13 protein-coding genes and 1 riboswitch are annotated in these 14,626 nt (G+C 70.9%); of the genes, 5 read left to right on the top strand and 8 right to left on the bottom strand.

The window, feature by feature from the left end; genetic code table 11:
- Positions 1–43: 43 nt before the first annotated feature.
- The gene (thiD, locus tag ACWEGE_RS17540; RefSeq protein WP_449661498.1) at positions 44–862 is read right to left on the bottom strand and encodes a bifunctional hydroxymethylpyrimidine kinase/phosphomethylpyrimidine kinase; all 819 of its coding nucleotides are present in this window, start codon (positions 860–862) and stop codon (positions 44–46) included.
- Positions 863–966: 104 nt separating this feature from the next.
- Here thiD (ACWEGE_RS17540) and ACWEGE_RS17535 point away from each other — a divergent pair, with 104 nt between their 5' ends.
- Entirely contained in the window at positions 967–1,977 is a 1,011-nt protein-coding gene (locus tag ACWEGE_RS17535) for a phosphatidylinositol-specific phospholipase C domain-containing protein (RefSeq protein WP_449661497.1), read from the top strand.
- Here ACWEGE_RS17535 and ACWEGE_RS17530 read toward each other — a convergent pair.
- Positions 1,974–2,897: an NADP-dependent oxidoreductase gene (locus ACWEGE_RS17530; RefSeq protein WP_449661496.1), complete on the bottom strand. Its 924-nt coding sequence runs from the start codon at positions 2,895–2,897 to the stop codon at positions 1,974–1,976. The two genes, ACWEGE_RS17535 and ACWEGE_RS17530, sit on opposite strands and share 4 nt — an antisense overlap.
- A 91-nt stretch (positions 2,898–2,988) precedes the next feature.
- On the opposite strand from ACWEGE_RS17530, the gene ACWEGE_RS17525 reads away from it, so the two are divergent.
- Positions 2,989–3,384: a winged helix-turn-helix transcriptional regulator gene (locus tag ACWEGE_RS17525; RefSeq protein ID WP_176174510.1), complete on the top strand. Its 396-nt coding sequence runs from the start codon at positions 2,989–2,991 to the stop codon at positions 3,382–3,384.
- On the opposite strand, the gene thiD (ACWEGE_RS17520) is transcribed toward ACWEGE_RS17525, so the two are convergent.
- From thiD (ACWEGE_RS17520) to ACWEGE_RS17510, 3 genes are all read right to left on the bottom strand, one after another.
- A complete protein-coding gene (thiD, locus tag ACWEGE_RS17520; RefSeq protein WP_449661495.1) occupies positions 3,381–4,181 on the bottom strand; it encodes a bifunctional hydroxymethylpyrimidine kinase/phosphomethylpyrimidine kinase in 801 nt (266 codons plus the stop codon). The genes ACWEGE_RS17525 and thiD (ACWEGE_RS17520) overlap by 4 nt on opposite strands.
- Positions 4,178–5,815, bottom strand: a complete 1,638-nt coding sequence (gene thiC / locus ACWEGE_RS17515) for a phosphomethylpyrimidine synthase ThiC (RefSeq protein ID WP_449661494.1) — start codon at positions 5,813–5,815, stop codon at positions 4,178–4,180. Before thiC ends, thiD (ACWEGE_RS17520) begins: the two co-directional genes overlap by 4 nt.
- Positions 5,810–5,930, bottom strand: a riboswitch (TPP riboswitch). Its footprint overlaps the gene before it by 6 nt.
- 40 nt (positions 5,931–5,970) lie before the next feature.
- Positions 5,971–6,882 carry a S1C family serine protease gene (locus ACWEGE_RS17510; RefSeq protein WP_449661493.1) on the bottom strand — a complete coding sequence of 304 codons (912 nt, stop codon included), beginning with the start codon at positions 6,880–6,882 and terminating at the stop codon, positions 5,971–5,973.
- A 201-nt stretch (positions 6,883–7,083) separates the two neighbouring features.
- On the opposite strand from ACWEGE_RS17510, the gene ACWEGE_RS17505 reads away from it, so the two are divergent.
- Positions 7,084–9,249, top strand: coding sequence for a glycoside hydrolase family 15 protein (locus ACWEGE_RS17505; RefSeq protein WP_449661492.1), 2,166 nt, complete (start codon positions 7,084–7,086; stop codon positions 9,247–9,249).
- Positions 9,250–9,292: 43 nt separating this feature from the next.
- Here ACWEGE_RS17505 and ACWEGE_RS17500 read toward each other — a convergent pair whose 3' ends face one another.
- Positions 9,293–9,871 (bottom strand): peptide deformylase, encoded by a 579-nt coding sequence (locus ACWEGE_RS17500; RefSeq protein ID WP_449661491.1) that lies wholly within the window; start codon positions 9,869–9,871, stop codon positions 9,293–9,295.
- Between the two features lie 155 nt (positions 9,872–10,026).
- Between ACWEGE_RS17500 and ACWEGE_RS17495 the strand changes: the two genes are divergently transcribed.
- The gene (locus ACWEGE_RS17495; protein ID WP_003101701.1) at positions 10,027–10,335 is read left to right on the top strand and encodes a DUF3263 domain-containing protein; all 309 of its coding nucleotides are present in this window, start codon (positions 10,027–10,029) and stop codon (positions 10,333–10,335) included.
- The gene (locus ACWEGE_RS17490; protein WP_449661490.1) at positions 10,332–10,967 is read left to right on the top strand and encodes a LytR C-terminal domain-containing protein; all 636 of its coding nucleotides are present in this window, start codon (positions 10,332–10,334) and stop codon (positions 10,965–10,967) included. Before ACWEGE_RS17495 ends, ACWEGE_RS17490 begins: the two co-directional genes overlap by 4 nt.
- 106 nt (positions 10,968–11,073) lie before the next feature.
- On the opposite strand, the gene ACWEGE_RS17485 is transcribed toward ACWEGE_RS17490, so the two are convergent.
- Positions 11,074–13,338, bottom strand: a complete 2,265-nt coding sequence (locus ACWEGE_RS17485) for an AAA family ATPase (protein ID WP_449661489.1) — start codon at positions 13,336–13,338, stop codon at positions 11,074–11,076.
- A 340-nt stretch (positions 13,339–13,678) separates the two neighbouring features.
- Positions 13,679–14,623, bottom strand: coding sequence for a CDP-diacylglycerol--serine O-phosphatidyltransferase (pssA, locus tag ACWEGE_RS17480; RefSeq protein ID WP_449661488.1), 945 nt, complete (start codon positions 14,621–14,623; stop codon positions 13,679–13,681).
- Positions 14,624–14,626: the final 3 nt, after the last annotated feature.

Genomic DNA, 14,626 nt, shown 5'->3' with positions numbered 1-14,626 from the left:
GGTCAAGGAACAGTAAACGCAGGGATGGTAGCCGGGCGGTTGCTCAGCGCTCCTCGGGAGCCAGCCGCCAGAAGGCGGAGACCGGGCCGACCTTCGCGCCCATCGGGTACGCGTGCTCGACCGCGTGCGAGACGAACCACTTGCCGTAGCGCGCGGCTTCGACCACGGACATGCCCTTCGCCAGGCCCGCCGTCAGCGCCGACGCCATCGTGTCGCCCGCGCCGTGCGTGTGCGGCGTCGGGTAGCGCTGTCCGGGGAGCTCCACGAACGTCGAGCCGTCGAACAGCAGGTCCACGCACTCCGGGTCGGCCTGCAGGTGGCCGCTCTTGACCAGGACGTACCGGGGGCCCATCCGGTGCAGCACGACGGCCGCGGTGTGCATGCCCTCGCGGTCTTTCACGGTCATCCCGGTCAGCAGGCGGACCTCGTCGAGGTTCGGGGTCAGCACCGTCGCGCGCGGGAGCAGCTCGTCGCGTAGGGCGACCAGCCCGGCGTCGTCGAACAGCGGGTGGCCGTGCATCGACGCCGCGACCGGGTCGACCACGAACGGGATCTTCGCGTCGCGGCCGATTTCGGCGTTGTCGCACGCGGCCGCGACGGCGTGGATGATCTCGGCCGAGGCCAGCATGCCGGTCTTCGCCGCGCCGACGCCCATGTCCGCCGCCACCGCCTCGATCTGCCCGGCCACGATGTGCGGCGGCAGGTCGGCGCGGTCGTGCACGCCCAGGGTGTTCTGCACGGTGACGGCGGTGACCGCGACCAGGCCGTGCACGCCACAGGTCAGGAAGGTGCGCAGGTCCGCCTGCAGGCCGGCAGCACCGCCGGAGTCCGACCCCGCGATGGTCAACGCCGAAGGAATCATGCTCTTTCCCGACTTCTGGTCTAGGCCAATCAGCCTCTTTTGCTTCATCAACAGTCAACCACGATGAGACATTGTGAACGTTACTCACGTTCGAAGGAGCCCGGATGAAGCTCTTCTCGGTGGCAATCCTCACGGCGGCGCTCACACTCTCCGGAGCGACCGCGGCCAACGCCGACAGTCCCAAGCTTTCCCACGTCACGACGGTCGGCGTGCACAACACGTACGACACGGCGGCCTACGGGTACCTCGCCCAGGCGCTCGACGCCGGCTCGTCGCTGATCGAACTGGACGTCTGGCCGGACTTCTTCACCCACGAGTGGAAGGTCAGCCACTCGAACCCGCTGGGGAACAACAACAACTGCGTCGCGGCGACTTCGGCGTCGCAGCTGTACAGCGGCGGGAAGAACAAGAACCTGGAGTACTGCCTCGACGACATCCGGATCTGGCTGGCCGCCCATCCGGGGCACACCCCGATCACGCTCAAGCTGGAGATGAAGACCGGCTTCTCGGACAACACCGGCATGGGCCCGGACGAGCTGGACGCCACCTTCCGGGCGCACCTCGGCAGCGTGGCCTTCCGCCCGGCCGAGCTGCTCGGCGGCTACGCGACGCTGGACGACGCGGCCAAGGCGGACAACTGGCCGTCGGTGGACGCCCTGCGGGGCCGCGTGATCACCGAGGTCATCCCGGGCACGGTCGAGGAGCAGAACCCGACGGACACGCTGAAGACCGACGTCGAGTACGCGCGCTACCTGGTCGGCCTGAAGAACGCGGGCAAGCTCGGCGACGCGAACATCTTCCCGACCGTGCACGGCGCGGCCGGCGGTGACCCGCGGGACAAGTACACCGCCGACCTCAAGCCGTGGTTCGTGGTGTTCGACGGCGACGCGAACGCGTGGGTGACCCAGACCGGCCCGTGGTGGTACGACGCCAACCACTACTACGTCGTGATGACCGACGCGCAGAACGTCGCGCCGGCCATCGACGGCCACAACCCGACGGTCGACCAGGCCAACCAGCGCGTCGCCGACCTGGCGAAGCAGCACGCGTCGGTGGTCACCGCGGACTGGACCGGGCTCACGACGGTGCTGCCCCAGGTGCTCGCCCGCGGTTAGACGGTCAGCACGAGCTTGCCGGACACTCGGCCGGATTCGCCCAGCTCGTGCGCCCTGGCGACGTCCTCCAACGGGAACGTCTGCTCGACGTGGACCTTCAGCTGACCGGCCTCGACCAGTTCGACGAGGCCGGTCAGCCCGCCGCGGTCGGGTTCGACGAGGATCCTGCCGGTCCGGACATCGCGTTCCGCGGCTTCCTGCGCCACTCGGTCCGTGACGGCGCTGGGCACGCTGATCAAGAGGCCGCCGGGCTTGATGGCGGGCAGCCAGCGCAGGTCGCTCTCCTCGCCCACGAGTCCGAAGTAGATGTCCACATCGGACGTCGTCGCGGCCGGATCGTGGTAGTCGATCGGTTCGTCGACACCGAGTTCGCGCAGGAAGTCGTGCTTCTTCGCGCTGGCGGTGCCGATGACGTGCGCGCCGCGCGCCTTGGCGATCTGCACGGCGAGGTGGCCGACCCCGCCCGCGGCGGCGTCGACGAACACGCGCTGTCCCTTGTGGACGCCGGCCAGCTCGACCAGGCCCTGCCAGGCGGTCAGCCCGGCCAGCGGCAGCGCGGCGGCCTCGGCGAACGACAGCCCGGCCGGCTTGCGCACGAAGTGCCGCGAGGGCGCGGTGACGTACTCGGCGTAGGCGTTGGCCGGCCGCGGGAACCACGGCATGCCGAGCACTTCGTCGCCCTCCTGGACGCCGGTCGCGCCGAAGCCGGTTTCCTCGACCACCCCGGCGACGTCCCAGCCGACGGTGAACGGCGGCTCGCCGAGGAACCCGCCACCGCGCCGCACCTTCCAGTCGACCGGGTTGATCCCGGCGGCCTGCACCCGCACCAGGACCTCCGTCGGCCCGGGTTCGGGGCGCGGTGCCTCGGTGACGCGGAGCACCTCCGGCCCGCCGAGGGCCTGCTGGGTCACGATGCGCATCGGTTTCTCTCCTTCTGTTCGGGGGAGCCTCCATCCTCGGGTCCTTGGTCACTTTTCGCCAGAAGGCACTAGTTGGTACAGTAGGTACCTGATGGATACCACCTGCGACCAGGGCGGACCCTGGGATGTGTACCTCCGCAACTGCCCGTGCCGCGACGTCCTGGACCTGCTGGCCAACAAGTGGACGGCCCTGGTCTTGGGGGCGCTGGCCCGCGGCCCGCACCGCTTCGGCGAGCTGCGCCGCGCGGTGGACGGCATCAGCCAGAAGATGCTGACCCAGAACCTCCGCCAGCTGGAGCGCGACGGCTTCGTCACGCGCACGGTGTACCCGACAACGCCGCCGACAGTCGAGTACGCGCTGACGGAGATGGGCGCCGAGGTGGGCGCGCACCTGATCGCGCTGAGCAACTGGTCACAGGCGAACTTCGGCCGGATCCGCTCGGCCCGCGAGGAGTACGACGGCCGGGAGCTGCAGCCGGTCCGTTAGCCCTTGTCGAGCACCCAGAACGGCGAGACCGGGCCGACACCCGCACCCAGCGGGTAGGCCTCCGCCACGCACCGTTCGATGAACTTCTTCCCCGCGGCGACGGCGTCCGGCACCGAGGCGCCCTTCGCCAGGGAAGCCGTGATCGCCGACGCCAAGGTGTCGCCGCCGCCGTGGGTGTTCTCCGTGGGGTACCTCGGGCCGCTCAGCTCGATCTGCTCGCGGCCGTCCGACAGCAGGTCCACGCACTCGGTCGTGCCCTGCATGTGGCCACCCTTGACCAGGACCCAGCGGGAGCCGAAGGCCAGCAGCGCCTCGGCTGCCTCGCGCTGGGAAGGGGCGTCGACGACGGAAATGCCCGTCAGCAGGCGGACTTCGTCCAGGTTCGGGGTGATCAGCGTCGCCCGGGGGAACAGCTCCGTGCGGATCGCCTCCAGGGCGTCCTCGCGCAGCAGCGGGTCACCCGTCATCGAGGCCGCCACCGGGTCGACCACGAACGGGCCGACCTCGACCTCGTCCAGCGTCTTGGCCACCGCGCGGATGATCTCCGCGGTCGCCAGCATGCCCGTCTTGGCCGCGTTCACGCCCATGTCCGACGCCACCGCCTTGATCTGCGCGGTGACGACGTCGGCCGGGATCTCCGTGAAACCCTGCACGCCAAGGGAGTTCTGCACGGTGACCGCCGTCAGCGCAACCAGGCCGTGGACCCCGTGCGCGAAGAACGTCCGCAGGTCCGCCTGGATGCCCGCACCACCGCCGGAGTCCGATCCGGCGATGGTGAGGGCGGTCCTGGGTGTCACGGCTGGACCACCGGCAGGTAGACCTGGCCGCCGGACTCGGTGAACTCCGCCGACTTCGACGCCATGCCGGCCTCGATGGCCTCCACAGTGGACAGCCCGTGCTCCTCCGCGTACTTGCGGACGTCCTGCGTGATCCGCATCGAGCAGAACTTCGGGCCGCACATCGAGCAGAAGTGCGCGGTCTTGGCCGGCTCGGCGGGCAGCGTCTCGTCGTGGAACGAACGTGCGGTGTCCGGGTCCAGCGACAGGTTGAACTGGTCGTTCCAGCGGAACTCGAACCGCGCCTTCGACAGCTCGTCGTCCCACTCCTGCGCGTACTTGTGCCCCTTGGCCAGGTCCGCGGCGTGCGCGGCGATCTTGTACGTGATCACGCCGGTCTTGACGTCGTCGCGGTTGGGCAGGCCGAGGTGCTCCTTCGGCGTGACGTAACACAGCATCGCCGTGCCGTACCAGCCGATCTGCGCCGCGCCGATGGCCGAGGTGATGTGGTCGTACGCCGGCGCGATGTCCGTCGCGAGTGGACCGAGGGTGTAGAACGGCGCCTCGCCGCAGAGCTTCTCCTCGAGTTCGACGTTCTCCTTGATCTTGTGCATCGGCACGTGGCCGGGGCCCTCGATCATCACCTGGACGTCGTGCGAGCGCGCGATGTGCGTCAGCTCACCCAGGGTTTCCAGCTCGGCGAACTGGGCGCGGTCGTTGGCGTCCGCGATCGAGCCGGGGCGCAGGCCGTCGCCGAGGGAGAACGTGACGTCGTACTGGCGCAGGATCTCGCAGAGTTCCTCGAAGTGGGTGTACAAAAAGGACTCTTGGTGGTGGGCCAGGCACCACGCGGCCATGATCGAGCCGCCGCGGCTGACGATCCCGGTGACGCGCCGGGCGGTCAGCGGGATGTACCGCAGCAGCACGCCGGCGTGCACGGTGACGTAGTCGACACCCTGTTCGCACTGCTCGACGATCGTGTCGCGGTAGACCTCCCACGACAGCTTTTCCGGCTCGCCGTTGACCTTCTCCAGCGCCTGGTAGATCGGCACGGTGCCGACCGGGACCGGCGAGTTGCGGATGATCCACTCCCGCGTCTCGTGGATCCGCTTGCCCGTCGAAAGGTCCATGATCGTGTCGGCGCCCCATCGGGTCGCCCACACCATCTTGTCGACCTCTTCCTCGACCGACGACCAGACGGCCGAGTTGCCCATGTTGGCGTTGATCTTCACCAGGAAGTTCTTGCCGATGATCATCGGCTCGGACTCGGGGTGCTTCCGGTTGACCGGGATCACCGCGCGGCCGCGGGCCACCTCGTCGCGCACGAACTCCGCGGAAACCCGTTCGCGCGCGGCGATGTACTCCATTTCGCGGGTGATGACGCCCTGCTTGGCCCAGCCGAGCTGCGTGTTGTGCTCACGCCCGTCGGCCCAGCCGGCGCGCAGCCGGTGCAGTCCACTGTGGACGTCGATCGACACGTCCGGATCCGTGTACGGGCCGGAAGTGTCGTAGACGTCGAAGTGTTCACCGTTGGAGAGGTCGATCCGCCGGACGGGGACGCGGAGCCCGGATTCCGTCTGGTGGTAAGCCTTGTGCGAGCCGGTGATCGGCCCGGTGGTCACCTTTACGGCAGCATTGTTCTCAAGCGTCGTCAACGACGGTCACTCCCTACGCCGGCATTACCCGGTCAGGTTCATGCGGTCGGTGACGCCTGCGAAACGCAAGTCACCCTCTCAGCCCGCCATGGCGCGAGCTCCCGCGGTGTTTTGGTTGTGCCCCGACCATGCCACGCCGACGCGCGATACTCAAGTCACCCGACCAACTCTGCCGGTGTGGCGTAGACGTCGACCATGGCGCCGTTGCGCAGCACGGTGATCGGCAGTGCGGTGCCGATCACTTCCGCGAACAGCTGCCGCTGGATGCCTTGCGCGTCCGAAACACGCGTGCGGCCGACGGTCAGCACGAGGTCCCCGGCGCGCAGCCCGGCCCGGTCGGCGGGGCCGCCGGCGACGACTTCGTGCACCCGGAGCCCGGCGGCCTGCCCGGTGCGCTCGGCGACGTCGTCCGGCAGCGGCGCCGGCACGCCGACGACGCCGAGGTACGCCCGCCGCACCCGGCCTTCGACGACGAGCGTGTCGATGATCCGCCGCGTGGTCGCGTTGATCGGCACGGCGAGCCCGAGCCCGACGCCGGCGACCGCGGTGTTGACGCCGACGACCCGGCCGGCGGAGTCGGCGAGCGCCCCGCCGGAGTTGCCGGGGTTGAGGGCGGCGTCGGTCTGGATGACGTCCTCGATCACGCGCGCGGTGCGCCCCTGCCGGACCGGCAGTGCCCGCCCGAGCGCGCTGACGACCCCGGCGGTGACCGTCCCGGAGAACCCGAGCGGGTTCCCGACGGCGACGACGAGCTGCCCGACGACGAGCCGGTCGGCGTCCCCGAGCACCGCGGCGGCCGGGGTCTCGCCCCGCGCGCGCAGCACGGCGAGATCGGACAGCGGATCGGCGCCGACGACGTCGAACGGCACTTCGCTGCCGTCCGCGAAGGTCGCGACCCCGCGCCGGTGGTCGCTGACCACGTGGGCGTTGGTGAGCAGGTGACCGTCCTCGGCGAAGACGACGGCCGAGCCGCCGCCCCGCGCCAGCTGCACCCCGGCGACGTGTGGGGTGACCGTCTTGGCGACCGTGCTGACCGCGCGCGAATAGGCGTCCATCGCGTCGTCCATGCGCACCTCGATTACACCGTTGCAGGTACTACAAGTGTGCGCTCGGTTCCGAGCGAAGTCCGTTCGCTGTCCGTGAACCGGTTCACCGGACCAGTGACGGTCAGTGGTTCACCGGATCGGACCATGCGGCGGTGAAGGATCGGCGGCAGACTCCCAAGTCGCTTCTGTAACGGTGCAGAAGCGATCTTCTGTGGGGTTGATATGCGCAAACTCATGTTCGGCGCCCTCGCCGGGCTGCTGGTCACCGGCCTGATCCCGGGGACCGCGGCGGCTCAGGGCGAGGCTCCCGGCGCCCCGGGTGCCCATCCCAGCTGGCTGCCCGCGAACAAGACCGGCTTCGGGACCGCCCACGACCGGTCCAGCAACGTCTGGTTCACCCTCCAAGGCGGGCAGCTGTCCGAGGTCTACTACCCGGACCTCTCGACGCCCAGCGTCCGCTCGCTGAACTTCGTCGTCACGGACGGCCGCAGCTTCGCCGTCACCGACTACTCGGCGAAGTCGCAGCAGGTGCGGCGGACCGGCGACGACAGCCTGACCTACGAGCAGACGATCACCGACGACCAGCACCGCTGGCGCCTCCGCAAGACCTACGTCACCGACCCGGCCGCCACGACGGTGCTGGTGGACGTCGACTTCCAGTCGCTCACCGGCCGGCCCTACCAGCTCTACGCGGTGGCCGACCCGGACCTGACCAACGACGGCTCCGACGACTCGGCCGCCCGAGCGCAGGACGCCGTCACCGCGCAGGACGCCTCGAACGCCGCCGCGCTCACCGCGGCGCCCGCGTTCACGAAGACGAGCGTCGGCTACGCGGGCGCGTCCGACGGGAACACGCAGCTCGCCAAGACCTTCAAGCTGGCGCAGTACGACACCGCCGGGAAGGGCAACGTCGTGCTGACCGGGCAGACGGCCGCCGACGGCGTCCGGAACCGGCACGTCACCCTCGCCCTCGGCATGGGCGCGAAGGCCGCCGACGCGCTGAAGAGCGCGCAGGCGTCGCAGCGGCGCGGCGTCCGCGACATCACCCGCGCGTACGACCGCGGCTGGCAGCAGTACCTCCGCGGGGTGAGCAAGCCGCCGTCGTCGCTGAAGACCGACGCCGAGCGGGACCTCTACAAGGCGTCGATGCTCACGCTCGCCGCGAGCGAGGACAAGCACCACCCCGGCGCCTTCATCGCGTCGCCGAGCATGCCGTGGCGGTTCGGGAACAACGACCCGGAGTGGTCGCCGTCCGGCACCTACCACCTGGTCTGGCCGCGTGACCTCTACCAGATCGCGACCGGGCTGGCCGCCGGCGGCGACACGGCCGCGGCGAACCGGGCGGTGACCTACATGTTCGGCACGCAGCAGCAGCCCGACGGGCACCTGCCGCAGAACAGCCGGGTCGACGGCGTGCCGTACTGGACGTCGATCCAGCTCGACGAGACCGCGTTCCCGATCGTGCTCGCCCAGCAGCTCGGCCGGACCGACCTGTGGCCCGGCGTCCGCAAGGCCGCCGACTTCATCCTGGGCTACCGCGGTCCCAACGGGCAGGAGTCGCCGTACACGCAGCAGGAACGCTGGGAGGAGCAGGACGGCTGGTCCCCGTCGACCATCGCCTCGGTGATCGCCGGGCTCGTCTGCGCCGCGGACATCGCGTCGCACAACGGCGCCGCTGCCGACGCCGCCCGGTACCTCGCCGCGGCCGACAAGATGAAGGCCGACCTGCCGAAGCAGACGATCACCACGAACGGGCCGCTGTCGAAGGACCCGTACTTCGTCCGGCTCACGAAGGACGCCAACGCGAACAACGGGACGACGTACAACCTCGGCAACTCGAGCGTGACGATGGACCAGCGCGCGGTCACCGACGCGGGCTTCCTCGACCTGGTCCGGCTCGGCGTCTACCGCGCCGACGACCCGGTGATCCGCAACAGCGTCCGGGTGACCGACTCCGACATCGCCTTCACCACGCCGACCGGGCAGTTCTGGCACCGCTACACGAAGGACGGCTACGGCGAGCAGGCCGACGGCTCGCCGTGGGACTACACGTTCCCGGCGGAGAGCCGCACCACGTTCGGCAGGCTCTGGCCGCTGCTCGCCGGCGAACGCGGCGAGTACGAACTGGCGCTCGGCGACCCGTCGTCGGCCGCGCGGCGGCTGCGTGACCTCGGCCGGGTGAGCAGCTCGGCGGAGACCATGCCGGAGCAGGTGTGGGACGAGAACCCGCCGTCCGGGCAGACCGGCTTCCCGGCCGGCACGCCGACGACGTCGGCGACCCCGCTGGCCTGGACGCACGCCCAGTACGTCCGGCTCGCCTGGGACGTCAAGGCCGGTTCGGTGCTGGAGACGCCTCGCGTCGTCCGCTGCCACTTCCTCGGCTGCTGAAACGCCGAAGGGCCCCTCGTGCGCGAGGGGCCCTTCGTGGGTTTCAGATGACGGCGCCGTCGTCCTCGGGGGTCCTGGGCGGCAGCCACGAGTTGCCGGGGACGCCCCACTTGTTGTGCTTCAGCATCTTTTTCGCCGCGCGCGCGTGCCGTCCGACCAGGCGGTCCAGGTAGATGTACCCGTCCAGGTGATCGGTCTCGTGCTGCAGGCAGCGCGCGAAGTAGCCGGTGCCCTCGACCTCGATCGGGTTGCCGTCCAGGTCGGCGCCGGTCACCTTCGCCCACTTCGCGCGGCCCGTCGGGTACGACTCGCCGGGCGCCGAGAGGCAGCCCTCCCAGTCGTCGTCCGGGTCCGGCATGGTCTCCGGGATCTCCGACGTCTCGAGCTTCGGGTTGACGACGACGCCCTTGTGCCGCACGCCTTCGTCGTCCGGGCAGTCGTACACGAACACCCGCTGGTCGAGGCCGATCTGGTTGGCCGCGAGGCCGACGCCCTCGGCGGCGTACATCGTCTCGAACATGTCGTCCACGAGCGTGCGCAGCTTCTCGTCGAACTCGGTGATCTCCCGAGTCGGCTGGTGCAGCACGGGTTCGCCGGCGATAACGATGCGGTGGATGGTCACGACCACGCAGTTTAGTCGGACCCCTCTGGTAGACCTGCATCAGACCGTGACGCGCCGACGTCGATGCCCACGTCGGCGGCGGCTTCCGTGGTTGAATGGCGCCCGCGGAAGAGCTAGGTCTGATTCGCCATGACGCCCGATTGAGAGGGACTCGGATGGACGCCGCGGAGTCGATGGCTGAGCCGCAGCCGTCGCCGCCGAAGCCCGTGCCCGGCCTGACCGAACGCGAGGTCGAGATCCTCGCCTTCGAGCGCCAGTGGTGGCGACACGCCGGGGCGAAGGAGAACGCCATCCGCGAACGCTTCGACTTGTCTGCCACGCGCTACTACCAGCTGCTCAACAAGCTGCTGGAGAAGCCGGAGGCGATCGAAGCCGACCCGATGCTGGTGAAGCGGCTGCGCAAGACCCGCGCCGCCCGCCAGCGCAAGCGAGGCGCCCGGCGACTGGGGATCGAGCTGAAATGAGTGTGTTTTCCGGAATGTCCCGGCCGATGAAGGCCGCGGGCGTCGCGTTGATCGGCGTGGCCATCATCGCCGCCGTCATCGGCGGAGTCACCGCCCTGGGCGGGGGTGAGGGGTCGAACGAGGCCGGGCCGAGCGGCACGCCGACGTCGCCGGGCTCGTCCTCGGTGCCGCCGTCGACCTCGTCATCGGCGTCTCCTTCGTCGGCGTCTTCGTCCTCGGCGAGTCCGTCGTCACCCACGCCGCCGTCGACGAGCTCGCCGGCGGCCGGCCAGCCGACGTCGGCCGGCCCCGGGCAGCCCGGCCGGCCGGGTGGCGACCAGCAGGCGTCCAACAAGTGGGTGACCGTCCGGGTGCTGAACAACTCGACGATCAAGGGCCTGGCGGACCGGGCGGCGGAGGACTTCCGCGGCAGCGGCTGGAACGTCAACGAGGTCGGCAACTACTCGCAGGGCATCATCCCGACGACGACGGCGTACTACCGTCCGGGCACCGACGAGGAAGCCGCGGCCAAGCAGCTCGCGCAGGAGTTCGGCATCAAGGCCGAGCCGCGCTTCGAAGGCATCCAGGCCGCGACCCCCGGGGTGATCGTCATCGTGACGAAGGAATACGAGTCGGGTCACAAGGGCAGCTGAGCCGCAACTCGCGTGATCCGAACGCCGACACGCGTGATTGGGCGGGCATCGCGCTGATGCCCGCCCAATCACGTGTCATGCCTCTTCAATCACGCGTGATGCCCCTCTAATCACCGGACTGGGTCTTCGCGTACGCCTCCAGAGCGGCCAGCTGGGCCGGGTCGAGACTCGGCCGGACCGTCTTCCTCGCCGTCTCCAGGTGCGCCGCGGTGACTTCGCGGGCCTCCAGTGACTCGCGCATCGCCGTCAACGCCGCTTCGCGGATCAGCGCCGCGCAGTCGGCGGCCGAGTAACCGTCCAGAGTGGACGCCACCGCTTCGAGGTCGACGTCCTCGGCCAGCGGCGTGTTCTTCGAGCTGGCCGCCAGGATGGCCGCGCGGGCTTCGGCGTCCGGCGGCGGCACGTAGACGCGGCGCTCGAGCCGTCCGGGCCGCAGCAACGCCGGGTCGACCAGCTCCGGCCGGTTCGTCGCACCCAGCACGACGACTTCGCGCATCGGCTCGACGCCGTCGAGCTCGGTGAGCAGGGCGGCGACCACGCGATCGGCGACCCCGGAGTCGGACGACTGGCCGCGGCGCGGGGCCAGCGCGTCGATCTCGTCCAGGAAGATCAGCGCGGGCGCGGCCTCCGCGGCCCGGCGGAACAGCTCCCGCACCGCGCGTTCGGATTCGCCGACCCACTTGTCCATCAGCTCGGCGCCCTTGACCGCGAAGACGTTCAGCGCGCCGGTGCCGGCCAGCGCCCGCACGAGGAAAGTCTTGCCGCCGCCGGGCGGCCCGTACAGCAGCACCCCGCGCGGCGGTTCGACGCCGAGCCGGGCGAACGAGTCCGGGTACCGCAACGGCCAGAGCACGGTCTCGGTGAGGGACTGCTTGACGTCGACCATGTTGCCGACGTCGTCCAGGGTCAGCCCGCCGGTGGCCAGGTTGTCCGAAGTGGACAGCGAGACCGGCCGGACGGTGGCCAGCGCGTCCAGCAGGTCCTGCTGCGAGACGCGGGGCTCGTCGGTGTCGCGCTGGCGCAGCGCCGCCCGCAGCGCGGCGTCCCGGCGCAGCGCGATCAGGTCGGCCGCGACGAATCCCGGCGTCCGCTCGGCGAGGACACCGCAGTCGATGCCGGCGTCGAGCGGGACGTCGCGGAGCAGGACGTTCAGCAGCTCGCGGCGGGTCTTCGCGTCCGGGAGGGCCAGGCCGAGCTCGCGGTCCAGCAGGTCGGCGGCGCGCAGCCGCGGGTCGGCGGACTCGGCACGGGCCGTCGTCGCGACGACGGCGAAGCGCTCGCGTTTGAGGGCGGTCCTCAGCTCCTCCAGCACGACCGTGGCCACCGGCGGCGGCGTCGTCGCGGGCAGCAGCGCGTCGACGTCGGAGAGCAGGAGGACCGACGGGCCATCGGTGGTGCGGATGGCCTCGCGCAGGCGCGCGACGGCGACGTTCGGGTCGAGCACCGCGAGGTTCGGCGCGGCCAGCGGGACGACCTTGATGCCGGCGTCGTGGGCCACCGACCGCACGAGCGTCGCCTTGCCGACGCCTTCCGGGCCGGACAGCAGGACGCCCAGGTGGGCGGGCGCGCCGAGGCGGGCCAGCAGCTCGGGCCGGTGGAAGGCGAGGTCGAACCACTCAGCGAGCTTGCGCGCGGCGGCCTCGGCGCCGACCAGGTCGGCCAGCGGGACGGCGGGCTCCTCTTCGGCCACGACCTCGTCCTCGACGATCTCGGCTTCGATCCACTCCTCGGCCGCGGTGACGGCGGAGGAGCGGACCAGCGCGGTCGCCGTCCGGGGCGCGGCCGGTTCGGCGGCTCCCGGCCGGGCGCCGTCGCGCCAGGTGACCACTGTGGACGGTCCGACGGCCACGGTGCCGGCCGGCTCGGTGGCGGTGACGGTGAGCAGCTCGTTCGTCCAGGTCGCGCCGATCGCCCGCGACAGCTGGCCGCGCAACCCGGCCGGGTCCGAGCCGGGCGACGGCGCGAGGTCCTGCGGCAGCAGCGAAACGGCGTCACCGACGGTGAGCACCTTGCCGATCAGGGCGAGCCGCAGCATGTGCGGGCTGACCGAGACGCTGGCCAGCCGCGACCCGGCGACGGTCACCGTCTTGGCGGCCGCGACGTCGGCCGGCGCGACGACGACCTCGGCGCCTTCGGTGACGCCCAGGTTCGACATGGTGACGTCGTCGGTGAGCACCACCCCGGGCACCCCGGCCTCGTCGGCGGGCGCGGCGAGCGCGGCACTGACCCGCGCCCCGGTGAGGTGGACGGCGTCCCAGGCCCGCAGGCCCAGAGCGTCGAGGACTTCGGGATGCAGCCGGACGACGCCGCGGCGCGTGTCCAGCGCCGACGGCGTGTGCCGGACGGTCAGCGTGATCTGGGGGTGGCTCACGCCGTTCACCCTAGCGATCCACCGGCCCCGGAGAGCCCCGTGTCGTCCCCCCAATCACGCGAGATGCCCCTCCAATCACGAGTGATGCCTCCCGGATCACGCGAGATGCCCATCGGATCACGGGTGATCGCCGTACCGGACCGGCGAACTCGCGTACCCAGCCGGTCGGCTCGTGTACCTGGAGGGTCGGTCGGCGTGAGCTGGGCCCGGATCTCGCGTGAGCCGGGCCCGATCTGGCGTGAGCCGGGCCGGATCTCGCGTGTATGGAGGCGGAACTCGCGTGATTGGGGAGCGATCTCGCGTGATTGGCGGGGCATCATGCGTGATTGGCGGGGCGACACTACTTGCGGCGGAGGCCGATCTGGCGCCAGGAGCGGCGGCGCTGGCCGTTCTCCGAGGTGGTGCGGGGGGTGCGGACCGTTTCGCGGGGGAGGCGGACCGCGCGCATCGCCGCGCCGGCGACCCGGCGGCGCAGCGGGGGACGCAGGCCGAGGCGGCGGGTGGAGCGGGCGCGGCGGATCGCGCGGCGCTCGCGCGGCGGGACCGTCCAGGCCTCCGGGTGCGCCGCCAGCCAGCGGTGGCGGTGGATCGAGTACGGGATGTGCGCCAGGTACAGCACCATCGCCGCGAGCAGCGCGACCAGCGGGAACTGGATGATCGCCGCGGCCAGCAACGCCACCCCCAGCAGCAGGGGCGCGATCGCCTTGGCCGGCGCCTTGACCGTCTTCAGCGACAGCGTCGGGATGCGGCTGATCAGCAGCGCCGCGATGGCGACCGTCCACGCCCACACGACGTACTGCGAAGACCACCAGCCCTCGCCCCACTGCAGGTACGCCACCAGCGGCAGCATCCCCAGCAGGCCGCCCGCGGGCGCCGGGACGCCGACGAAGAACTCGCTCGCGTACGGCGGCTGCTCGGTGTCGTCGAGCAACGTGTTGAACCGGGCCAGCCGCAGGATCATGCAGACGGCGAAGATCAGCGACGCCACCCAGCCGATCCGGTCCGCGCCGGTCTGCCAGACGTAGATCACCAGCGCCGGCGCGACGCCGAACGAGATGCCGTCGGACAGCGAGTCCAGCTCCGCGCCCATCTTCGACGTCGCGTCCAGGAGCCGCGCGATCCGGCCGTCCAGGCTGTCGAGCACCGCCGCGATGCCGATCGAAGCGATCGCCATCGCGTAGTTCTTGGTCAGCGCGAACTGCACGGCCGACAGGCCCGCGCACAGCGCCAGCACGGTGATGGCGTTCGGCAGCAGCCGGACGCCCGGGGTGGTCACGCGGACCATCGA

Source organism: Amycolatopsis sp. NPDC004747 (genome assembly GCF_053601335.1).
Note: the sequence above shows the minus strand (reverse complement) of the source record. Positions and strands in the feature narration are given on the sequence as shown.

Bases quoted from the DNA above. Each gene is read 5' to 3' on its own strand.
- thiD (WP_449661498.1), bottom strand. From the start codon at position 862: ATGATTCCTTCGGCGTTGACCATCGCGGGGTCGGACTCCGGCGGTGCT.
- ACWEGE_RS17535 (WP_449661497.1), top strand. From the start codon at position 967: ATGAAGCTCTTCTCGGTGGCAATCCTCACGGCGGCGCTCACACTCTCC.
- ACWEGE_RS17530 (WP_449661496.1), bottom strand. From the start codon at position 2,897: ATGCGCATCGTGACCCAGCAGGCCCTCGGCGGGCCGGAGGTGCTCCGC.
- ACWEGE_RS17525 (WP_176174510.1), top strand. From the start codon at position 2,989: ATGGATACCACCTGCGACCAGGGCGGACCCTGGGATGTGTACCTCCGC.
- ACWEGE_RS17510 (WP_449661493.1), bottom strand. From the start codon at position 6,882: ATGGACGACGCGATGGACGCCTATTCGCGCGCGGTCAGCACGGTCGCC.
- ACWEGE_RS17505 (WP_449661492.1), top strand. From the start codon at position 7,084: ATGCGCAAACTCATGTTCGGCGCCCTCGCCGGGCTGCTGGTCACCGGC.
- ACWEGE_RS17495 (WP_003101701.1), top strand. From the start codon at position 10,027: ATGGACGCCGCGGAGTCGATGGCTGAGCCGCAGCCGTCGCCGCCGAAG.
- ACWEGE_RS17490 (WP_449661490.1), top strand. From the start codon at position 10,332: ATGAGTGTGTTTTCCGGAATGTCCCGGCCGATGAAGGCCGCGGGCGTC.
- pssA (WP_449661488.1), bottom strand. From the start codon at position 14,623: ATGGTCCGCGTGACCACCCCGGGCGTCCGGCTGCTGCCGAACGCCATC.